The organism is Chryseobacterium sp. GTID13, assembly GCF_056172655.1.
Map to the genome: position 1 here is coordinate 247,850 of NZ_JAOCMB010000002.1, position 21,426 is coordinate 269,275.

Annotated in this window: 17 protein-coding genes and 4 pseudogenes; 9 read left to right on the forward strand and 12 right to left on the reverse strand. The window is 38.6% G+C overall.

The genetic code is table 11. From position 1 onward, the window contains the following. Nucleotides 1-19: 19 nt before the first annotated feature. Nucleotides 20-1,237 (reverse strand): PQQ-dependent sugar dehydrogenase, encoded by a 1,218-nt coding sequence (locus tag N4G44_RS01240; protein ID WP_474924297.1) that lies wholly within the window; start codon nt 1,235-1,237, stop codon nt 20-22. Between the two features lie 215 nt (nt 1,238-1,452). Between N4G44_RS01240 and uvrB the strand changes: the two genes are divergently transcribed. After that, complete coding sequence (gene uvrB, locus N4G44_RS01245) at nt 1,453-3,444, forward strand: excinuclease ABC subunit UvrB (protein WP_474924298.1); 1,992 nt, start codon at nt 1,453-1,455, stop codon at nt 3,442-3,444. A gap of 84 nt (nt 3,445-3,528) precedes the next feature. On the opposite strand, the gene N4G44_RS01250 is transcribed toward uvrB, so the two are convergent. The 4 genes and pseudogenes from N4G44_RS01250 to N4G44_RS01265 form a co-directional block, all read right to left on the reverse strand. Further along, nucleotides 3,529-3,756, reverse strand: a complete 228-nt coding sequence (locus N4G44_RS01250) for a DUF3820 family protein (RefSeq protein ID WP_474924299.1) — start codon at nt 3,754-3,756, stop codon at nt 3,529-3,531. A gap of 3 nt (nt 3,757-3,759) precedes the next feature. Further along, nucleotides 3,760-4,847: pseudogene (locus N4G44_RS01255) on the reverse strand (AI-2E family transporter). Nucleotides 4,848-4,871: 24 nt separating this feature from the next. Next, nucleotides 4,872-5,606, reverse strand: a complete 735-nt coding sequence (locus N4G44_RS01260; RefSeq protein WP_474924300.1) for a beta-carotene 15,15'-monooxygenase — start codon at nt 5,604-5,606, stop codon at nt 4,872-4,874. Nucleotides 5,607-5,676: 70 nt separating this feature from the next. Beyond that, the gene (locus N4G44_RS01265) at nt 5,677-6,399 is read right to left on the reverse strand and encodes a hypothetical protein (RefSeq protein ID WP_474924301.1); all 723 of its coding nucleotides are present in this window, start codon (nt 6,397-6,399) and stop codon (nt 5,677-5,679) included. Nucleotides 6,400-6,446: 47 nt separating this feature from the next. Here N4G44_RS01265 and N4G44_RS01270 point away from each other — a divergent pair, with 47 nt between their 5' ends. Both N4G44_RS01270 and N4G44_RS01275 read left to right on the forward strand, forming a co-directional pair. Beyond that, nucleotides 6,447-7,424: an aminodeoxychorismate synthase component I gene (locus N4G44_RS01270; RefSeq protein WP_474925016.1), complete on the forward strand. Its 978-nt coding sequence runs from the start codon at nt 6,447-6,449 to the stop codon at nt 7,422-7,424. Continuing rightward, nucleotides 7,408-8,034: an aminotransferase class IV gene (locus tag N4G44_RS01275; protein ID WP_474924302.1), complete on the forward strand. Its 627-nt coding sequence runs from the start codon at nt 7,408-7,410 to the stop codon at nt 8,032-8,034. The genes N4G44_RS01270 and N4G44_RS01275 overlap by 17 nt, the downstream gene beginning before the upstream one ends. Here the strand turns inward: N4G44_RS01275 and menD are convergent. Continuing rightward, nucleotides 8,031-9,706: pseudogene (gene menD / locus N4G44_RS01280) on the reverse strand (2-succinyl-5-enolpyruvyl-6-hydroxy-3-cyclohexene-1-carboxylic-acid synthase). The gene N4G44_RS01275 and the pseudogene menD overlap by 4 nt on opposite strands. An 84-nt stretch (nt 9,707-9,790) precedes the next feature. Between menD and N4G44_RS01285 the strand changes: the two are divergent. Then, nucleotides 9,791-10,740 (forward strand): annotated as a pseudogene (locus tag N4G44_RS01285) (isopenicillin N synthase family dioxygenase). Between the two features lie 182 nt (nt 10,741-10,922). Continuing rightward, complete coding sequence (locus N4G44_RS01290; protein WP_175547496.1) at nt 10,923-11,084, forward strand: hypothetical protein; 162 nt, start codon at nt 10,923-10,925, stop codon at nt 11,082-11,084. Nucleotides 11,085-11,238: 154 nt separating this feature from the next. On the opposite strand, the gene N4G44_RS01295 is transcribed toward N4G44_RS01290, so the two are convergent. Both N4G44_RS01295 and N4G44_RS01300 read right to left on the reverse strand, forming a co-directional pair. Continuing rightward, complete coding sequence (locus N4G44_RS01295) at nt 11,239-12,285, reverse strand: PA0069 family radical SAM protein (protein ID WP_474924303.1); 1,047 nt, start codon at nt 12,283-12,285, stop codon at nt 11,239-11,241. A 121-nt stretch (nt 12,286-12,406) separates the two neighbouring features. Next, nucleotides 12,407-12,601, reverse strand: a complete 195-nt coding sequence (locus N4G44_RS01300) for a hypothetical protein (protein ID WP_048501642.1) — start codon at nt 12,599-12,601, stop codon at nt 12,407-12,409. Nucleotides 12,602-12,775: 174 nt separating this feature from the next. Between N4G44_RS01300 and N4G44_RS01305 the strand changes: the two genes are divergently transcribed. Then, complete coding sequence (locus tag N4G44_RS01305) at nt 12,776-13,126, forward strand: hypothetical protein (protein ID WP_048501743.1); 351 nt, start codon at nt 12,776-12,778, stop codon at nt 13,124-13,126. Between the two features lie 5 nt (nt 13,127-13,131). Here the strand turns inward: N4G44_RS01305 and N4G44_RS01310 are convergent, their stop codons facing one another. The 4 genes from N4G44_RS01310 to N4G44_RS01325 form a co-directional block, all read right to left on the reverse strand. Further along, nucleotides 13,132-14,631 (reverse strand): hypothetical protein, encoded by a 1,500-nt coding sequence (locus N4G44_RS01310; RefSeq protein WP_474924304.1) that lies wholly within the window; start codon nt 14,629-14,631, stop codon nt 13,132-13,134. 352 nt (nt 14,632-14,983) lie between these two features. Continuing rightward, the gene (locus N4G44_RS01315) at nt 14,984-15,337 is read right to left on the reverse strand and encodes a hypothetical protein (protein ID WP_474924305.1); all 354 of its coding nucleotides are present in this window, start codon (nt 15,335-15,337) and stop codon (nt 14,984-14,986) included. Beyond that, a complete protein-coding gene (locus N4G44_RS01320) occupies nt 15,307-15,804 on the reverse strand; it encodes a hypothetical protein (protein WP_474924306.1) in 498 nt (165 codons plus the stop codon). Before N4G44_RS01320 ends, N4G44_RS01315 begins: the two co-directional genes overlap by 31 nt. A 36-nt stretch (nt 15,805-15,840) precedes the next feature. Then, nucleotides 15,841-16,638 (reverse strand): DUF2797 domain-containing protein, encoded by a 798-nt coding sequence (locus N4G44_RS01325; protein WP_474924307.1) that lies wholly within the window; start codon nt 16,636-16,638, stop codon nt 15,841-15,843. Nucleotides 16,639-16,725: 87 nt separating this feature from the next. Here N4G44_RS01325 and N4G44_RS01330 point away from each other — a divergent pair, with 87 nt between their 5' ends. The 3 genes and pseudogenes from N4G44_RS01330 to secA all read left to right on the forward strand — a co-directional run bounded on the left by N4G44_RS01330 (nt 16,726) and on the right by secA (nt 21,312). After that, on the forward strand, nt 16,726-17,748 hold the full coding sequence (locus N4G44_RS01330) for a GDP-mannose 4,6-dehydratase (protein ID WP_474924308.1): 1,023 nt from the start codon (nt 16,726-16,728) through the stop codon (nt 17,746-17,748). Nucleotides 17,749-17,890: 142 nt separating this feature from the next. Beyond that, nucleotides 17,891-18,112 (forward strand): DUF2795 domain-containing protein, encoded by a 222-nt coding sequence (locus N4G44_RS01335; RefSeq protein WP_002662059.1) that lies wholly within the window; start codon nt 17,891-17,893, stop codon nt 18,110-18,112. Nucleotides 18,113-18,238: 126 nt separating this feature from the next. Then, nucleotides 18,239-21,312, forward strand: a pseudogene (gene secA / locus N4G44_RS01340) (preprotein translocase subunit SecA). Nucleotides 21,313-21,426: the final 114 nt, after the last annotated feature.

A 21,426-nucleotide genomic window follows, 5' to 3' on the forward strand; every position in this document is an offset into this window, starting at 1 on the left:
TACAGTCTCTTTATCTTTATTATTTTTTAGAAATTTTATATAATTTCCCACTGTCTGTCACGGCATACAGATTGCCATCCATCCCATCCAGAACATCTCTGAAACGCTCTTTTTGATCAGCAAGCAGCCGCTCTTCTCCTACTACTTTATTATCTTTCATCACAATCCTGTTAATATGTTCACCGCTAAGACATCCGATGATTAGATTTCCCTTCCATTCCTCAATATTTCCGGTATAGAAAGTAACTCCGCTTGGAGAAATTACAGGATCCCAGTAATAAACAGGCTGTTCTGTACCTTCTTTTTGAGTAATTCCGTCTCCTACTTTAGCTCCGGAGTATTCAATTCCATAGGTTACATCTCCCCAGCCATAGTTTTTTCCGGGCTGTATCAGGTTGATTTCATCTCCTCCCCTTGGACCCATCTCAACATCCCAGAGTGTTCCGTTCGGATCTATTGCCATTCCCTGTGGATTTCTTATTCCATAAGCATAAATTTCAGGTTTAAATCCTTGTTTTCCGATAAATGGATTTCCGGGAGCTGGCTTACCATCTTTTGTGATCTTCAGTATTTTTCCCAGGTAATTATCTGTTCTTTGAGCATACACTCTTGTTTCCTTGTCAGATCTTTCCCCGGTACTTACAAACAGGTTTCCGTCTTTGTCAAATGCCAGCCTGCTTCCATAATGTTTGTCTCCATCATAGGAAGGTTCAGCACGGAAAATAACCTTAACTTCCGATATATTTTTAAGATCCGCTGAAAGCTTTCCTTTTGCCACAGAGGTCAGGTTTCCTTTTCCAAACGGTTCAGAGAAACTGAAATAAATAATCTGATTGGTTTTAAAATCCGGATCAAGAGCCACATCCAGCATTCCTCCCTGTCCTTTTGCATCTACTTTTGGGAATCCTTCAATTTTTGAGACCTGCTTCCCATCTGCAGAAACCACATTCATATAACCGTTTTTATCAGTAATAAGAAACTTTCCGTCGGGCAGGTTAATGATTCCCCAGGGCCGGCCAAGGTCCTTATTAAGAACTTCCACTTTATAAGCGGTTGTTGTTTTTACAGCTTTAATCCGGGTTTGCCCCTTAAAAGCCGGTTGGTAGTTTGTGTTCGGTTTTCCGGTTTCTACGCTACCATCGTTTCCTGTCTGCTGGGCATTCGCATTATTCTTTTTACACGAAGATAAAAGTAAGAATACACTGAGTGCCGGTACATAAAATTGATTGAATTTCATAGCATTATGATTTGGTGTAAAAAGATAAATAGAAAAATAATGCCATAAAAATTTATACTTATAAATTTTATAAATAAAGAAAAATGTTACCTATGTAGCGTTTTATTTGGTTCACAAAAGAGGCGATGAAAAAATTTCCATCAAAACAGTCATTTTCAAATACTTTATGAAGGCTAAAATTTTCTTTCGTATTTTTGTTGTATACATCATTTCCTATGAAATTTAATCTTCAATCAGAATATAAACCTACAGGCGATCAGCCACAAGCCATTGAAAAGCTTACCGAAGGCATTGAGATCGGCGAAAAATACCAGACTCTTCTTGGGGTAACAGGTTCCGGGAAAACCTTTACCATAGCAAATGTTGTACAGAATGTACAGAAGCCTACTCTGGTTCTTGCCCACAACAAAACCCTGGCAGCACAGCTATTCATGGAATTTAAAGAATTTTTTCCTGATAACGCCGTTGAATATTTTGTAAGCTACTACGACTACTATCAGCCGGAAGCTTATATTGCCACAACCGGAACATATATCGAGAAAGATCTCAGCATCAATGAAGAGGTGGAAAAACTTCGTCTTTCTGCAACAGCCAGCCTTCTTTCCGGAAGAAGGGATGTACTGATCGTAGCTTCCGTTTCGTGCATCTACGGTATCGGGAACCCTTCAGAATTCCATAAGTCACTTATTTCACTGGCTATCGGGGAAAAAGTGACCAGAACAGCCCTGCTTCATTCATTAGTTAATGCATTATATTCCAGAACCTTGGGAGACTTCCAAAGAGGTACATTCAGGGTAAAAGGAGATGTTATTGATGTCTTTCCGGCTTATGCTGATAATGCAGTAAGGATTCAGTTTTTTGGGGATGAAATTGAAAAGATCCAAAGTTTTGATCCTGTGGGCGGCAATGTTGAATCTAATTTTGACCAGATCCAGATTTACCCTGCCAATCTTTTTGTAACATCAAAAGAAACTCTCAACGGAGCGATCAGAAATATCCAGGATGATATGGTAAAGCAGGTGGATTTTTTCAACTCCATCGAGAAGCCTCTCGAAGCTAAACGACTTCAGGAAAGAACAGAACTGGATCTTGAAATGATCAAGGAATTAGGCTACTGTTCAGGAATCGAGAATTATTCAAGATATCTTGACGGAAGACTTCCGGGTTCAAGGCCATTCTGCCTGATCGATTATTTTCCCAAGGACTTCCTGATGGTTATCGACGAAAGCCACGTTACCGTTCCTCAGGTTCATGCGATGTACGGAGGCGACCGCAGCAGAAAGGAATCATTGGTGGAATACGGTTTCAGGCTTCCTGCCGCGATGGATAACAGGCCTCTTAAATTTGAAGAGTTTGAAGCCATGCAGAACCAGGTAATTTATGTTTCTGCAACACCGGCAGATTATGAACTGGAGAAAACCGGCGGAGCTTATATTGAGCAGATCATCCGTCCGACAGGTCTTTTGGATCCGGTAATTGAGGTCAGACCGAGCATCAACCAGATTGATGATTTAATGGAAGAAATCCAAAAGAGAGCGGATGCTGATGAAAGGGTTCTGGTAACTACCTTAACGAAGAAAATGGCCGAGGAGCTGACTAAATATTTTACGAAATTCGGGATCAGAACAAGATATATCCACTCGGATGTAGAAACTCTTGAGCGTATCCAGATTATGCAGGATCTTCGTTTGGGGCTTTTTGATGTATTAATCGGAGTTAACCTCTTAAGAGAAGGGCTTGACCTTCCTGAAGTGTCCCTGGTAGCCATTCTGGATGCCGATAAAGAGGGAATGCTCAGAAGCAGAAGATCCATGATACAGACTGTAGGGCGTGCTGCAAGGAACATCAATGGTAAAGCCATCATGTATGCGGATAAGATCACCAAATCCATGCAGGCTACTTTGGATGAGACAGAATACCGCCGCAGTAAGCAGATACAGCACAATGAGGCGAACGGACTTGTTCCCCAGGCTTTAAATAAAAAGATCTCAGAAAATCTCGTAGGAAGAAGCAAAGACTTCCCGGATCCGAAATACACCCAAAAAGAGATCCTTCAAAAAGCTGCTGAAACCAAAGCAAGCTACGGTGGTAAGGACATTGAAAAAATTATCAGCCAAAAGCAGAAAGAAATGGAAGCGGCAGCCAAAAACCTCGACTTTATAAAAGCTGCCAAGCTTAGGGATGAAATTGCAGCATTAAGAGAATAACCCATCCTATGACAAAAATTCCGAGGCGGCATCTTCGATGCCGCCCCGGAATTTATATTTTCTAGTTGTCAGAAAATTCAGTTTCTATTTTATAGAAGCCCTGATCGGAATCAGAAGGTCCATTAATCCGTTCAACTTAATTTCGTAAACGGTCGAAAGCTGCATTCCCAATTTACCTTTAGGCATTCCTTTCCTGTTAAACCATTCCAGATAGCTTACCGGAAGATCGGCCAGAATAGTCCCTTCATACTTTCCGAAAGGCATCTTCACGATACAGATCTCTTTTAATATTTCCGAATTTACTCCTTCCACTTTTTATACAATTAAATTAATTTTTCCTTCCTGATCATCGTCTGCATCCGGTAGTTTGAGCTCAGGAGGTGTATCTTCGTCTGAAAATTCATTTCTGTAAACCTGAATCAGAAGTAAGGTAAACGAAATAAGGATCGGTCCGAAAATTAACCCCATAAAACCAAATAAATTCATCCCCATGATAATTCCGAATACGGTATTGAGCGGATGAATATTTTCGAGTTTCTTCAGGAGGGTAAAACGAAGCAGGTTATCCGTAAGCCCGACCACGACTAAACAATAGGCAGCCAAACCAAGTCCCTGACCTGTATTGCCTTCCGCAATCATGAATATACATACCGGAATATAAACAATAGCCGCTCCTACAACCGGAATCATGGAAGCAGCAGCCGTTAAGGCAAAAAGAAGGACCGGGCTCGGAGCACCGAAAATAAAGTACCCTACAAGACCAACAATCCCCTGCCCTAAAGCTACAACCGGAATTCCGATGGCATTGGCCATGATCAGTTTTCTAAGCTTATCGCCGATTAAGGAAATATTCGCTCTTTTCAGTGGAGCGGAAGAACTTAGAATTTTTTCAAACAGCCTTGGCCTTTCCAGCATAAAATAAAGGATAAAATACATGGACATCACCACAGTAAGGGTATTAAATGTCCCGCTGAGTGCTGAAGTGGAAAACTTCCCGGCAGAACTCTTCACTTTATCCATATTCTCCTTGCTGAGAATATCAAAACCTGTTTTTGAATAGATATATGCATGTATTTTGTCCAGAAATACATTAAATTTTGTCATGTAAACCTGAGCATTTCCCAGTTTCTCTATGAGAAGATCGGCAATGAAATACACCGGAAGAATAAGAATGATAAGACTGGCCAGCATCAGCACAAGTGATGAGAGCCAGGGCTTCCACTTTTTTCTTCCTGCAGATAGAAATTGTATTTTCTGCAGACCACATAAATAGTGATTGCTCCAAGTACTGATGGTATAAACAATGAAAGATTAAAACAGATTAATGCGGTCAGCACCAGAATGATGGCGAGGAGGGCAACTTGTTTTATCGCAATATTACTTATCTGTTTATCTTTATTCATTCTTTTTCTGTCTTCTTATTTTATTTACTTATATGCAATTTGTCTTGGCTTACCTAGAAAAGCACAATATGCAGAATACATCACGACCATCATGAAAGGAGCCGTTAAAATAACCCCGATTCCGCATAAAATAACTCCGGCAATAGAGATTAATGCTCCCAATACGGTTGTACCAAGAAACGTTCCGTAATTTTCTTTGGCAATATTGAAAGACTTTCCTAAAGCTTCAGTAGCTGATGCATTTTCGAATAATAAAATAGGATAACCCAACAGAAGTAAAGGATAAACAAAAATAACCGGGAAGAAACAAAGCATCATGGCAACGCTTGAAATAATCCCTGAAAGAATACTGTAGATAAGGATATTCACAAAATTCTGCTTGTATCCTATAAACAGATCTGCAAAATCAATCTGGCTTTTGGTATTGTATTTATTAACAATGTAAATTAAACCTACATATAAAGGGGCAAGCAAAATTCCCAAAAGACCTGAAAGTGAAAGATACAGCGAAAAACCGGGAGCATTCCAGTAGCTGAAGTTTGAGTAATCCCCTCCCGCATCTCTCATTTCCTCCATCATCGATGCAGAATTGAATCCGCTTACGGTCTGAATGATGAAACCTCCTATAATATAAATCACCATAGCGACAACTCCATAAAGAAAAACTCCTTTATACATTTCAAAAGCATGGGAAATAATGGATCCTGTATCCCTGTTTGGAACCGAACCCTGTTGATCAAATTCGTTAAATTCTGACATAGTTTAATATTTAATGGTTTCACCAAATTTAACTTTTTTGGCATAAAAACACATTAAACCTACTTAAAATTTAACTTTTTTCGGAGAAAATCGTTTTATACAGAGAGTAAATCATTGCATTCCAAAAAGGAAAGGTAAATAAACCGCCTACAAAAAACAGGGCAAACCCAACATATTTAAAGATAACCGCAGCAATGACACATACAAGGATTTCCAGAAAGTAAGTTCTTAAGGCCTGCAGGTTTAGCGGAATAGCTTCAAAGATTCTCTTATTGGTAAAAAACATCAGCGGTGCCACTAATAGGGTGACAAATATCCAGATAATAGCAAGAATAATAGTCTGAAAAGTATAGATATAAACAAATAACCAGAAAATATAGTACCCGATGTATTTGAAAAAATTAATCCCATTGTAACCTGCGAGAAGATCTCCAAGCTCAAGTTTTTCGTTAAGGTCAATTTTCCTGTAAATCTGGTAAAACCCAATGTTAAGAGGGTAAAGAAATACGGAAGTCCCGATAATAGCCCACGAAAAATATAGAAAACCCGGGTTCGACTGTATTTTCAGGATTTGTGTGGAATAAGCCTCCAGGCCGTCTTTCGCATATTTGGCAGCTTCTGCATACTGGGCCAAAATACCGTACTTCCCTTCAAGGAAGAAAATCACAGTAAAAAAAATTCCAAAATAAAAGATTGAAAATATTAACTGAAAGAAAAGAGTCTTGCTCCAGTAGAAAAAAGCCTGCTTCAGTATAAAATCTATTCCCGGTTTCTGAGGATATCTGCTCTGCATTGAAAAAAATTTCTGCAAAAGTAATCATCAATAATTATTTTTGCAGGATGTTTTCAATGAATCATCAAAAATTTCTGGAAATGGACGAACTTTCTCTTCAGAATGTTCCCTATTTCTTCATGATCGATTTCCTTTCGGAAAATGTAGAAATCTATAAAGAAAATGAAATTGAAAAATCAGGTTTATTAATTGATTTCCAGGGATTTTCAAACACTAAACAAAGCTACGAACTTAACAAAAAAGTGGAATGGAAACCGTTTCCGGAAACCCTCGAAAGTTTTAAAGAAGGTTTTGACAAGGTTCAGAAAAATATCCGTCTTGGAAATTCCTATCTTACCAATTATACCCGGAAGACCGAAGTTCAGACCAATTTAAGCCTTAAAGAAATTTTTTATCACTCAATTGCGAAGTATAAAGTATTTTATAAAGATTTTTTTGTATTTTTTTCTCCTGAAACTTTTGTAAAGATTATAGACGGCAAAATTTTGACGTATCCCATGAAAGGCACTATTGACGCCTCTCTGGAAAACGCGGCTGAAGTTTTGAAAAACGATAAAAAAGAAAAAGCTGAGCATTATACAGTAGTAGATCTTCTGCGGAATGACCTCAGCATGGTAGCAGACAATGTGAAAGTTGATCAGTTCCAGCATATAGACCTCATCAGGACACAGCAAAAAGACCTGTATGCCATGAGTTCTGAAATTTCAGGGACAGTAAAGCCTGAATTTGCAGGAAAGGTAGGCAGCATTATGAAAAAACTACTTCCTGCGGGATCAATTCTCGGAGCACCAAAGCCTAAAACGCTGGAAATAATCTTGGATGCAGAAGGATACGACAGGGGATATTATACCGGAGTATGCGGCTGGTTTGACGGTGAAAACGTTGACAGCTGTGTCATGATCCGCTTTATTGAAAAGGAAGGAGACAAACTCTATTTTAAAAGCGGCGGCGGTATCACCCACATGAGCAGGTTAGAAGACGAATATCAGGAAATGAAAAATAAAATCTATGTCCCAATTCATTGAAAGCATAAAAGTAGAAGACCAGGAAATTTTTCTTTTGGAACTACATCAGAAACGTGTTAACCAGACTTTTTCCCACTTCGGGAAGGAAGGCTCTATTGATCTCGCCAAAATCTTCAAAAATCTTGAGCATGATGAAGATGGTCTTTTTAAACTTAGACTTTCCTATGATCTGGATAAGAGAGTACGCACCATGATGATTCCCTACGCTATTCCTGAAATACAAAGTTTCCAGCTGGTAGAAAACAACAGTTTCGACTACTCTTTCAAGTTTGAGGACCGTAAGGAACTTGATAAAATGAAAATGAAGTCAAAGGCTGAAGAGATCATTATTGTCAAAAACAATCATATTACCGATACTTCTTTTTCCAATATTCTTTTCCTTAAAGGTAAGGACTGGTTTACGCCGGCTACTTATCTCCTGAACGGAGTGCAGAGACAGAACCTTCTGAAACACAAGAAGATCAAAGAAACAGAAATCACCCTTCAGAACATCAAGCAGTTTTCTCATTTTCAACTGATTAATGCCCTGAATGACTTTGATGATATGTTTATTTATCCCATCGACAGAATTACCAATCTGCCGGGGAATGAAGAGTATCTGGATCTTTAGTTCCCTTTCATGAATTCGAAGTAAGCTTTCTGTACATCCGCACTGTTCTTACCATACGTATTCACTTCCAGTATTTTAGGCTGTAAATCCGGTTTGAAGAAATTCTCCAGAACCCGGTCAAGGGTAGGCTCATCCTCCACTTTGATATAGGCAAAGCCAAAATGTTTGGCTAAATGCTCTGCATGCTTACGATGTTTTGTAGCAATAAATTCATCCAGTGTATTCGGGTTGGCATTACCCGGCCCCGGAATAATTTTAAAGATATTCCCTTCACCGTTATTGAAAATAATAATTCTTACAAATGGCGGAATATACTGGTTCCAAAGACCGTTGATGTCGTAGAAGAATCCCAGATCTCCTGTAATAAGCAGTGTCGGATTCGCATTTTTAATAGCAAAGCCCATGGCTGTAGAGGTAGAGCCATCTATGCCACTGGTTCCTCTGTTACAGTACATTCTTCTTTTTCCAAAATCAAACAGCTGGGCGTATCTGATCGCCGAGGAATTACTGAAATGGATATTATAATTCTCCGGAATGGTCTGCGAAGCTTTATTAAAGAAATAAAAATCCGAAAATTCAACCATGTTCAGGAATTGTTCATGTCTGGCATCTTTTTTATCCCTTAAAACATCCCAAAGGTTAAAATAAGGCCTTGGTTCAAGGTTGATAAATTTCAGAAGCTTGGAAAAGAATACTTCCGGCTTCACCTCTACCTTTTCTGTAAGAGAGAAATAAGTATCCGGCTGCCATACCTCATCCAGGTGCCAGTGCTGCTTCGGGCGTGCATTCCTTAAGAATTGTTTTACCTTTTTGGAAACCACGTTCTGCCCTACTGTGATCAAAAGGTCAGGAGCATAGGTTTTATAATCTTCTTCAGTGAAATTAAAGATATAACGGTCAATATGTCTGAAAAACTTTTCGTGATAGAGATTGGAATTGGCTTCACTCAATACGACAACAGAATGGTTTTTAACCAGCTGGGTCAGCTGGCTTTCCAGTTCCGGGCTGTAATCTTTTGTTCCCACCAGAATCATAATCCTTTGGGAGGTATGCCAGTCTGCAATCAGGTTGGAAGGAATCTCATATTCTTTATGCCTGATCGTTTTTTCAACAGTAGGGAAAGACGGAAGCTCTGAAACCAGCTCATATAATGGTTCCTCTAGCGGAATATTGATATGCACCGGCCCCTGCTTTTCAAAACACAGCTCGATGGCTTTTTTAATAATGTCAAAATTAACGTCTTCAGCATTTTCTTTACTGTCTTCCAAAAGCTGGAAGTCACCATAAGAATGCTGGTGAAAAATATCTTTCTGCCTGATCGTCTGTCCGTCAAAAATATCGACAAAATCTGTAGGTCTGTCGGCAGTCAGGATCAAAAGCGGAACATTCTGATAAAAAGCTTCAGTAACTGCCGGATAATAATTGGCTACAGCAGAACCGCTGGTACAGGTTATTGCCACAGGCTTCTTCTCACTTTTAGCCATTCCCATTCCTACAAAAGCAGCGCTTCTTTCATCTACAATACTGTAACAGTTGAACGCATCAGTTTCAGAAAAATGAATGGCCAGGGAGCATTTCTGGACCCCGGGGAAATGATAATATCTGAAATTCCGTACTGCTGAAGAAGATGGGCAAGTATCTGAATACTTCTCTTAGAAGAATATTTTTTCATACAGCAAATTTAACTGATAAATACTTATTTTAGAATTATTTCATTTAAAAAAAATGTAATTTTGTAATTCGTAAATTTCTAAAAATGGATAAAATACCTAGTGTAGACCTGCGTGATTTCCTTTCGGACAACCCGGAACGCAAACAGAAATTTGTAAATGAAATCGGAAAAGCTTATGAAGAAATTGGTTTTGTAGCCTTAAAAGGCCATTTTCTTGATGACAAACTAGTAGATGAACTCTACGGAGAGGTTAAAAACTTTTTTGACCTGCCTGTAGAAACGAAGCAGAAGTATGAAATTCCAGGAATCGGCGGCCAGAGAGGTTACGTAGGATTCGGTAAAGAAACCGCAAAAGGTTTCAAAAAAGGTGATTTAAAAGAATTTTGGCATTTCGGACAGTATGTGTCTGATGATTCAAAATATAAATCCGAATATCCTGACAACGTAATCGTTGAAGAGCTGCCAAAATTCAACGAAGTAGGTAAAGAAGCCTACCAGATGCTTGAAAAAACAGGACAGTATGTATTAAGAGCTCTGGCTCTGTATCTTGGTCTGGATGAGTTTTATTTTGACAACAAGATTGCTGAAGGAAACTCTATTTTAAGACCTATCCACTACCCTCCAATTACCCAGGAGCCTGATGACGCGGTAAGAGCTGCAGCACACGGGGACATCAATCTGATTACCCTTCTGATGGGGTCTCAGGAAAAGGTCTTCAGGTACAGAACCACAACGGAGAGTGGATCGATGCGATTGCAGAACCGGATGAACTGATGATCAACGTTGGCGATATGTTATCGAGACATACCAACAACAAGCTGAAATCTACCATCCACAGAGTGGTTAACCCGCCAAGAGAGTTATGGGGAACATCAAGATACTCCATCCCTTTCTTTATGCATCCGGTGAGTGAAATGTCACTGAATGCTCTTGAAAACTGTATTGATGAAAACAATCCGAAACTGTATGAAGATACTACAGCAGGAGAGTTTTTACATGAAAGGTTGATAGAATTAGGACTTATCAAAAAGTAACATAAAAAAGTCAATAATTGATCTGTTTATGATTGACCGCCTATGGTGGGCAATGCTCAGGATTAATTATTGACTTTTATTTTGATGTATTAAAAAAATTAATTCGATTCTACCACATTTTGTTTTAGTTAAAAATATTTTAATTATCTTTACTTTACTATCAAATTTTTAATTAAAACAATATGAAAAATTTAAAAAAACTAAACAACAGCCAGTTAAAAAGTATCTCCGGAGCAGGAGGAATTAAACTTCCGGAACCTGAATTTTGCATGTATTACTGCAATGGCACCGTAGTTTGTGCTACATGCAGCGATGATTTCCAATGCCCGGATAACACGATCTAAGGTTGACAATCACAACAAATAAGAAAACCGCGCCTTCAGGTGCGGTTTTTTGTTTTTATATTTTGGCTGAAGCCATTGGAATTTTTATTTTTATTGTGAATGGGCTAAAGCCCATTCCTATTGAATTTTACAAAAAATTTATAAATTTCTGTTATTAATCAAACAACCTCAGCTGCTGATCTTTCGCCCCGGTAAAATTCGCTGTAGAAAGTTTGGGAAATTCTCTTCCCTCAAAATATTTCTTTCTGCCGATCTTAAATGTATTATGAATCATTTCAGCGATATTCCCCTCTCCTCTCTGTCTTTCAAAATATCTTTTATCACCCAGCTTTCCGCCACGCATGGAACGGATGAGATTTAAAACCTTTTGTGCCCTGTCCGGAAAATGAGCTTCAATCCAATTGACAAAAACAGGCTCTACCGTATCATTCAGTCTTACCAATGTATATCCGAAACTTAAAGCTCCGGCGTCTGAAATAGCCTTTAAAATCGTAAGCGGCTCATCACTGTTCAGTCCGGGAATAATGGGCGCCACCATAACATGTACGGGGATTTTGTTTTCTGTGAGAATTTCTACCGCCTTTAATTTATTCGGAGCCGAACTTGTCCTCGGCTCCATTTTTCGCCTGAGATCTTCATTAATTGTAGGAATGCTCAGGGATACGGAAACAAGGTTCTGCTCCGCCATAGGCTTTAATATATCCAGATCTCTCAGAACAAGGGCATTTTTTGTCAGAATATTGACAGGATGTCTGTAGTCCAGGCACACCTGAAGCATTTTCCGGGTGATCTCAAACTGTCTTTCTGCCGGCTGGTAGCAGTCGGTATTCCCGGAAAGAAGAATAGGCGCAGGTTTATAGCCTCTTTTCTGAAAAAATTTCTCCAACAGTTCCGGGGCATTCTTTTTCACCATGATCTTTCTTTCAAAATCAATTCCGGCACTGTAGCCCCAATATTCATGGGTGGGTCTCGCAAAGCAGTAAGAACATCCATGTTCACAACCCTGATACGGATTCATGGAATATTCCATGGGAAGATCCTCACTTTTCACCTGATTTACAATGGTTTTCGGAAAAACTTCGGTAAAGGAGGTTTTTACCGTTTCGAAATCTTCATCTTCAGGCTCATAGGTATACCTGTCGAAACGGTTGATTACGTTTCGCTGAGCTCCCTGTCCTTTTATGAATTTTTCGTTCTGCATGATGATGTAAAATTAGAATGGATTTTTTATAAAATAATGAGTTTTAACACTAAGTTATCCACAAAAAAATCCGGCCTCTTCAAAGGGACCGGATTTAAACATAATTAAATATATTCTTTTACTACTTCAGCGCATAAAATTCCACTCCGTGATATTCATCGTCGTGGTTTTTTCCATCAAAATGTCTGTGATAATCCGAATAAGTATCACTATATGCTTTATCTTTTTTTGTCAATATCTTTTTTAATCCAATAAAACCTAATACTGCCAAAAGACCAACTCCTCCTGCCAGTAAAACGCCAACTTCTTTTTTCATATTTTGTCCGATTTATTAATGTTGTTATTGCAAAAAGTATACCCATTTTATTTTTTACAATTATAAATTTTGTTAACATTAAGCTTTATGTCAATGAAAGATGCAATTGGCTTTTTTATTTAAATTTACTCTATCAATGGTTTAATTATTGTACTCATCTTAAAAAATAATATTATGGATAATTCAGAAAATACAGACCGCATGACCACCCTGAGCCAGGTTATGAATACTTTATCGGAAAGAGGTATACAGAGAGAATTCAGAATGAATGAGGCCTGTGAAATGAAATTTGAGAATTCAGAAAAAGTGTATCAGCCTTCCGAACTTACTATTTTAAAAACATACCGTTTTGAGGGCGACAGCAATCCTGATGATAATGCCGTATTGTATGTGGTAAAGGACAATGCCGGAAACCGCGGAATGATCATAGACTCTTATGGTGCAGACAGCAACTATCCAGGGGAAGAATTCGACAAATTTTTAAGAGATATCCCTATTCAGGAAAGTGATGAATTTAATTTTTAACAGCTTTACCCCTTAAGATATATCCCGGAATTATTCAGTTCCGGGTTTTTCTTTTTCTTGAAAACACCTTTCAGAAAGCCTTTCTTTTCCTTTTTCTGCTCCTGCGGCTTAGACTCTTTATTTGCTTTGATATCCTGTTTCAGCTCTTTTACCGTCTGTTTCACTTCTTTTACAGATGAAACGGCATTTTTTACGGTTTTCTCCGTTTTATCGACATTCACTCCTATTAAAGTTTTCTTCAGTCCCTGCTCAATTCCTTTCCAGAAAAGATTAAAAAACGATTTTGTAGGATCTCTTTCAACATTTTCCACCGCAACCGCCTCCGGAAACTTCCCGGAATCTGAGCGGATAAAAAGATTGGCAACAGCCGTCAGAACTCCTTTTTTCTCATGATTGTCTTTATTTAAAACAGCAATTTTAAGATCCTTATGCTTCAGGTTGAAGGTTCCGTTCAATCCGGAAGGATTACCTTTAAAATTAAAAAGCATTTCCTGGATGGTTCCGGAAGTAGTCGTCACATGAAGATAAGGCCTGATAAACGGATTAATGCCATTGGCCGGAAGATTGGCTGTTCTTCCTGAAATTGCAAACCTGTCATTCTGGTCCGCCACATCAAAATTCCAGTTGACGGAAAGCGGGGCCAGGTTCATGAATGAGCAGTCGATCTTGATGTCCACTCTTGTAGGCTTTCCTTTTGTTTTGGCAGAATTCAGGTTCTTAACATTCATATTAAAGTTACTGAACGTAAGCTTGCCCGGTCCTGCACTTTCCGGAGTATCTTCTTCGTATACCAAAACTGAATTCTTCAGGTCAAGATGATTAACCGTCATTGGAATTTTTATAGACCGGAGCAGTTTAGAATACAAAGGCTTTATTTTAGGATCATCTTTAGGAATTTTACTTCTGAAAATATTGGCATCAGCGGAAAGAACCGTTACATTGGATGCATTAATCGATTTGCTGTCCGAGAAGAGATCCCAGGTTCCGTCTGCCGCTATCTGTGACACCTTAATATCGTAGAGATCACGCTCCACAGGTATCATTCTGATAAACTGGGCTCTCGAAACGAGAGGCTTCATGGCAAAATTATTAACCTGAATCTTATTTTTATTTAATTTTAAAAGTCCGGCGTTCAGATGATAGAATTGTGTTTTATAGGCAAAATTCCGGGTGGTCAGGAAATAGTCTTTAATTTTAAAAGAAAGTCCCTGATTATTGGGCTTTGGTCCCAGCTCAATACCATTAACCGTTGCGTTAAGATCATGAAATGCCAATGGCTGCATTCCTTTATCATATACTATATCAGAATTTTTCACAGACATTTTGCGCACAATCACCGACTGAATGATTCCAGGACCGGAATTCACTTTCGGCTTATTGGCTCCGGCCTTCACAGTTCCATTTACATTTTCGACAAGGAGATCTTTAAGATCCAGATTAAGCTTTCTGTTAACAAATTCAAACTTGTTGATATTAAATGCAATATGATCGGTTTTCAGATCCATAGAACCTTTTCCGGCCTCAGGTATTCCCGGGGATAGTATCAGATTCCTGATTTCACCGCTTTTAGGGTTTAAGGCAACACTTTCAACTGTAAAATTCTGATGATTGGAATACTGTATATCTTTTCCTGAAAAATGAAAGTCTTTGTATCCGACAGGAATAACCTCTTCTGCAGTGACCTTATCAAATTTCAGCTGATTAACTTTTATATTCAGTGTTTTTGCAGAAAGCAGCCTGGTTCCGTCAGGTTTATTAATGATTACTGCAGCATTATTGAGGTTTATATCCTCTAAATTAACCTCAAAATTCAGTTTTTTTCTGCTTTTACAGGTTTTATTCCAGTATTGTAAACCGTTAGAGCAGGATTTTGGAAATCAGCATTCGCCAGGGTAATTTTATTTTTTGCCAAAACAATGTCTGTGAATTCCATTTTAGGGATAGAAAATTCAAACAGTTTTGTTTTTTGGGATAAAACCTTTTAAACTGGTTAAAATTTAAAAGAGGAATCAGGCGGAAATTCCCAACCGACATCTGCCCATTTGCTGTAGTGATTGTTCTGATGGTAATGGCATACACATTATCCGGCCGGAAGAAAAAGTTCTTTCCTTTAATATCATACTTATCAAAAACCACCGGAAGTTTATCTTCTACAGATTCTTCAGTCATCTGAAGGTTTTCTACAAAAAGATCAAGTTCCTGAACGGACAAAAACTTCTGCTTGGTATGCTTGAAAATATTGATCGTTCCTTTATTGACCCTGATATTTTCAAACAGGACAGGATTTCTTTTTTCCCGGTCCTGCGGTCTACAGGCCTGGCAAGAATAATATTCAAATTGGGCTTAGCCAGCAGGAGATCAGATGAGCTGATCCTTTTATTGAAAATAGCATCATAAATCCCGAACCGGCTGATCTTTAATGTATCTATGGTACCTTGAAGACCAATGACATTGGTATTCTGTGGATTTTTGCTGTTAACTGTTATTCCCGATGCAAAAATATTTCCGGATCCAAGATCCACATCCAGATTTTTATAGGAAACTTTATAGTCTGTATTTTTCTTTATATAACCAGGAAGCTGGGTTTTAAGCCATACATTCAGCCCGAAATTTGCCGCAAGAAGAATAAGCAGAAGAATTCCCAGGCCTATCAATAACTTTTTAACCCATCTTTTCATATATGTGTGTGATTTTTTGTAATTTTAAATATAAGGTTAATTTTTTATATTTAACTCAATTACATAACCTTCGTGTCCTCTTACATTCATAAAGTTCCCTCCTTCAAAACTGAGATATTGTCCTTTAATCCCTCTAAGCTTACCGGTAAATTCAGGTTTTTTGTCCAAAGTAAATGAAGTTATTTTTTCAGGTTTATCAAAAGGATAATCGAATTTCCATAAATTTTCTCCTTCGCTGTAGAACTTCTGGAAATCCTCAGGAAAATATTGTTTAATCTTCTGTTGGAAATCGGCAAGATCTACTTCGCCTTCCAAATCATCCTGAAGCATTTTCTTCCAGTTTGTTTTGTCCGGAAGATGTTCCTTTAGGGCAACTTCTATCATTCCTGCTTCGTAGCGGTTCTCTGTCCGGGCAATCGGAAGGGCAAAAGTGGCTCCCTGATCGATCCATCTTGTCGGGATCTGGGTATTTCTTGTTACCCCAACTTTTACATCTCCGGTATAGGCCAGATATACGGTGTGAGGCTGAAGCTGGATTTGTTTTTCTACTTCAAGATCACGTTCAGCAATGTCCAGATGGGCTGTGGAAAGTTCGGGACGAATAATGGTATCACTAGCATAAGGACTTTCAAAAAAACAGTTTTTGCAGAATCCCATCCTGTAAACAGGCTTGTTTTCTCCACAATTCACACATTGAAATCCTGTATGTTTTATCGTTAATTCCCTTCCAAACAATTCATTCATGTGGATCAGATCTCCCGAAAGATTCAGATAATACTGAATGGGTTGATCATCGAAGCTTGTCATCTTTAAAATTTGCCCTTGAAACTGCATACTGTTTATATTACTTTTTTAAGTAAATTTAATGATTATATTTTTCAAAAAGTAAATTTATATTTTTGTGCCATTAAAAAACCACAAATGACTTATCTTGTAACTGGAGGAAGCGGCTTTATCGGATCTCATTTAATAGAGCGATTATTAAGAAATGGACATTCTGTCATAAACGTTGACAATTTTGATGATTTCTACAATTATCAGATCAAAATTAAAAATACATTAGAGTCTATTGATAAAATTCCGGATTTTGAATTTTCGGACAAAGAGACCGATATTGAACGTCTGGTCACTTTTTCACAGTCGGATAAATACCAATTATATTACCAGGATATCCGGGATAAAAAGGGCCTTGAAGTTATTTTTAAAACCCACAGAATAGACCTTGTCATCCATCTTGCAGCCCTTGCAGGAGTACGTCCCTCTATTGAAAGACCTTTGGAATATGAAGAAGTTAATGTACGCGGAACCATGAATCTGTGGGAACTCTGCAGGGAGTTTAACGTTAGCAAATTCATATGCGCCTCTTCATCAAGTGTTTACGGCAACAATGAGAAAATCCCTTTTGCAGAAACAGATAATGTAGACAATCCGATATCACCTTATGCCGCAACTAAAAAAAGCTGCGAAGTTTTAGGCCATGTTTACCATAATCTATATCATATAGACATTATCCAGCTCCGTTTTTTTACAGTATATGGGCCAAGACAGAGGCCGGATCTGGCAATCCATAAATTTACAAAACTGATCTCCGAAGATAAAGAAATACCTTTTTATGGGGACGGAAATACGGCCAGAGATTATACTTATATTGACGATATCATTGATGGAATCACGAAATCAATCCTCTATCTGGAGACCCATTCCGGAGTTTATGAAATCATCAACCTTGGAGAAAGTGAGGTCATTACTTTATCTGAAATGCTGGGCACCATAGAAACTACCCTGGGAATTTCTGCCATCAGAAAAAATCTGCCAATGCAGCCGGGAGATGTCCGGAAAACCAATGCAGATATCACAAAAGCGAAGACATTAATTGGCTACAAACCAGACACAGACTTCCAAAATGGCATAAAAAAATTTGTGGAATGGTTTTTGAGAAAATGACAGCATGTAAGTTGTTGACACTGCTGTAATGCAGCTCATGAAGGACAATGAACAAAAATTAATCAAAAAGAATTGAAAATCAAGTATAAAAAAGCGTATAATATAAGCTAATTTTATACTTTTGCAAAAAAATCAGAAAATTATGTACTGGACATTAGAATTAGCCTCATACCTAAGTGACGCACCTTGGCCAATGACAAAAGCAGAACTTATTGACTATGCAATCAGAACTGGTGCACCAATGGAAGTAGTGGAAAACCTTCAGGCAATTGAAGACGAAGGAGAAATCTATGAATCTATCGAAGAGGTTTGGAGTGATTATCCTACCGACGAGGATTTCCTTTGGAACGAAGACGAATATTAATGAAAGCAATAAGCTTTGAGCATTAGCTTAGAGCTTATTTGCCCTTTTTTATATACACAATTCACACGTTAAGCGTGTCAGTAAAACGCTTAAAGCATATTGTTTTAAGCATAAAGCAAAAAATTTATGAGTTTTTTAAACAAAGTTCTTAAAGGGTTTTTGGGAGACAAAAAAGCGCAGGACCTAAAAGAAGTAAAAAAGTTGTAACAAAAATCAAAGCTGTAGAACCAGCCATTCAGCAGTTGACTGATGATGGGCTGAGAGAAAAAACTGCTGAATTTAAAGAGAACATAAAATCTTCAACCAGCAAAATAACAGCGCAGATAGAACAGATAAAAGAGCAGATAAAAAATTCAGCTAATGTAGATGAAAAAGAAGCTCTTTTCTCAAAGATTGAATCTCTGAAAAAAGAATCTTACGAAATTGAAGAGAAAGTTCTGGCACAGATCCTTCCTGAAGCTTTTGCCCTGGTAAAAGAAACGGCAAGAAGATGGGCTCAGAACGGAGAGATCCGCATTAAGGCAAGCGACTGGGACAGACAATTGGCTGCAGCGGGTAAAGATTTCGTAGAGATCCAGGGAGATACTGCAATCTGGAAAAACTCATGGGATGCTGCCGGAACTCCTGTAGTTTGGGATATGGTCCACTATGATGTTCAGTTTATCGGAGGAGTTATTCTTCACAGTGGTAAAATTGCCGAAATGGCAACCGGTGAAGGTAAAACTTTGGTAGGAACATTACCTATTTACTTAAATTCACTTCCTGGGAGAGGAGTTCACGTAGTAACCGTGAATGACTATCTTGCCAAAAGAGACTCGGCATGGATGGGACCTCTTTACCAGTTCCACGGAATGAGCATCGACTGTATCGACAATCACCAGCCGAACTCGGACGGAAGAAGAAAAGCATACAACTCGGATATTACTTACGGAACGAATAACGAATTCGGTTTCGATTACCTGAGAGATAACATGGTGACTTCACCTTCAGAGCTTGTACAGAGAGAACTGAACTTTGCTATCGTGGATGAGGTTGACTCCGTATTGGTAGATGATGCCAGAACACCGTTAATTATTTCCGGCCCGGTTCCACAGGGAGACAGACAGGAATTTGATGTCCTTAAGCCTTCTATCGACAGAATCGTTGAAGTTCAGAAGAAAACAGTTTCTGCGATCTTTAACGAGGCTAAAAAATTAATCGCGGCAGGCAATACAAAAGAAGGAGGATTCAAATTGCTTCAGGCTTACAGAGGTCTTCCTAAAAACAGACAATTAATTAAATTCTTATCGGAAAGCGGAAACCGTGCATTGCTTCAAAAAGTGGAAGCTCAATACATGCAGGACAACAACCGTGATATGCCGATCGTAGATAAGGATCTTTACTTCGTAATCGAAGAGAAAAACAATCAGGTTGATCTTACCGATAAAGGGGTAGAATATATGTCTCAGGGGAATTCCGATCCAAACTTCTTCGTACTTCCGGATATCGGAACAGAAATCGCTGAAGTGGAGGCTAAGAACCTATCCAAAGAAGAAGAATTTGAAGCTAAAGAAAAGCTTTTCTCTGAATTTGCTGAAAAATCTGAACGTGTACACACGATGAGCCAGCTGTTGAAAGCCTACACATTATTCGAAAAAGATGATGAGTATGTGGTTATTGACGGTGAAGTAAAGATCGTTGACGAGCAGACAGGCCGTATCATGGAAGGAAGACGTTATTCAGACGGTCTTCACCAAGCAATTGAAGCTAAGGAGAACGTAAAAATTGAAGCAGCTACACAGACTTTTGCTACCGTAACGCTTCAGAACTATTTCCGTATGTACAACAAGCTTGCGGGAATGACGGGTACTGCTGAAACGGAAGCAGGCGAGCTTTGGGAGATCTACAAACTTGATGTTGTGGTGATTCCTACAAACCGTCCTATTTTAAGACATGACAAACAGGATTTAGTTTTCAAAACTAATCGTGAAAAATACAATGCCGTAATTGAAGAGATTGAAAAATTAACAGCAGCACAAAGACCTGTACTTGTAGGTACTACTTCTGTTGAGATCTCTCAGTTGCTTTCAAAGGCATTACAATTAAGAAAAATTCCTCACCAGGTACTGAACGCGAAGCTTCACAAGAAAGAAGCAGAGATTGTTGCCGGAGCCGGACAGCCGGGAGTTGTAACTATTGCAACGAACATGGCAGGTCGTGGTACGGATATCAAGCTTTCCAAAGAAGTAAAAGAAGCCGGAGGTTTAGCCATTATCGGTACCGAAAGACACGACTCAAGACGTGTAGACAGACAGCTAAGAGGTAGAGCGGGACGTCAGGGAGACCCTGGTAGCTCTCAGTTCTACGTATCTCTTGAAGATAACCTGATGCGTTTATTCGGTTCTGAAAGAATCGCGAAAATGATGGATAGAATGGGTCACAAGGAAGGTGAAGTTATTCAGCATTCTATGATCAGCAAGTCTATCGAAAGAGCTCAGAAGAAAGTGGAGGAAAACAACTTCGGAATCAGAAAGAGACTTCTTGAATATGATGATGTAATGAACAAGCAGCGTGACGTGATCTATAAGAGAAGAAAGAATGCTCTTTTCGGGGATCACCTGAAGTATGACATTACGAACATGATCTTTGATGTTGCCAATTCAATTGCTGCTAAAGGAAAAGCTACCGGAAACTATAAAGATTTCGAATTCGATATCATTAAGTTCTTCACGATGGAATCTCCTGTTTCTGAAAATGAATTCAAGAGCAAGCAGGTGGCAGAATTAACGGACATTGTATTCAAGGCAGCTCAGGAAGATTATAAAATGAAGCTGAACTTACTGAAAGAGAAGTCATTCCCTATCATTGAGAATGTATATCAGAATCAGGGTTCAATGTTCAAAATGATCCAGGTTCCTTTTACAGACGGCCACAAAACAATGACTATTGTTGCTGACCTTAAAGAAGCTTACGATACTCAATGTGAAAGCCTTATCAATGATTTTGAAAAGAACATCACCTTATCCATCATCGATGAGAACTGGAAACTTCACCTTCGTGAAATGGATGACCTGAGAAGATCTTCTCAAGGTGCCGTGTATGAGCAGAAAGATCCGTTGGTGATCTACAAACAGGAATCATTCCACTTATTCAGTGAAATGGTTGACAAAATGAACAAAGAAATTATTTCTTTCTTATACAAAGGAGAAATTCCGGCTTAAGAAATCAATAATAAAATCTTATAAAAACCCCGCTTCAGCTACGCTGAAGCGGGGTTTTACTATTCATCACCTAATAAATTTATGACAAAAATCAATTTTATTATTTATTTAGAA

Coding starts and splice junctions, on each gene's coding strand:
- N4G44_RS01240 (WP_474924297.1), bottom strand. CDS start 1,237: ATGAAATTCAATCAATTTTATGTACCGGCACTCAGTGTATTCTTACTT.
- uvrB (WP_474924298.1), top strand. CDS start 1,453: ATGAAATTTAATCTTCAATCAGAATATAAACCTACAGGCGATCAGCCA.
- N4G44_RS01260 (WP_474924300.1), bottom strand. CDS start 5,606: ATGTCAGAATTTAACGAATTTGATCAACAGGGTTCGGTTCCAAACAGG.
- N4G44_RS01265 (WP_474924301.1), bottom strand. CDS start 6,399: ATGCAGAGCAGATATCCTCAGAAACCGGGAATAGATTTTATACTGAAG.
- N4G44_RS01270 (WP_474925016.1), top strand. CDS start 6,447: ATGTTTTCAATGAATCATCAAAAATTTCTGGAAATGGACGAACTTTCT.
- N4G44_RS01275 (WP_474924302.1), top strand. CDS start 7,408: ATGTCCCAATTCATTGAAAGCATAAAAGTAGAAGACCAGGAAATTTTT.
- N4G44_RS01290 (WP_175547496.1), top strand. CDS start 10,923: ATGAAAAATTTAAAAAAACTAAACAACAGCCAGTTAAAAAGTATCTCC.
- N4G44_RS01295 (WP_474924303.1), bottom strand. CDS start 12,285: ATGCAGAACGAAAAATTCATAAAAGGACAGGGAGCTCAGCGAAACGTA.
- N4G44_RS01300 (WP_048501642.1), bottom strand. CDS start 12,601: ATGAAAAAAGAAGTTGGCGTTTTACTGGCAGGAGGAGTTGGTCTTTTG.
- N4G44_RS01305 (WP_048501743.1), top strand. CDS start 12,776: ATGGATAATTCAGAAAATACAGACCGCATGACCACCCTGAGCCAGGTT.
- N4G44_RS01310 (WP_474924304.1), bottom strand. CDS start 14,631: ATGGATCTGAAAACCGATCATATTGCATTTAATATCAACAAGTTTGAA.
- N4G44_RS01320 (WP_474924306.1), bottom strand. CDS start 15,804: ATGAAAAGATGGGTTAAAAAGTTATTGATAGGCCTGGGAATTCTTCTG.
- N4G44_RS01325 (WP_474924307.1), bottom strand. CDS start 16,638: ATGCAGTTTCAAGGGCAAATTTTAAAGATGACAAGCTTCGATGATCAA.
- N4G44_RS01330 (WP_474924308.1), top strand. CDS start 16,726: ATGACTTATCTTGTAACTGGAGGAAGCGGCTTTATCGGATCTCATTTA.
- N4G44_RS01335 (WP_002662059.1), top strand. CDS start 17,891: ATGTACTGGACATTAGAATTAGCCTCATACCTAAGTGACGCACCTTGG.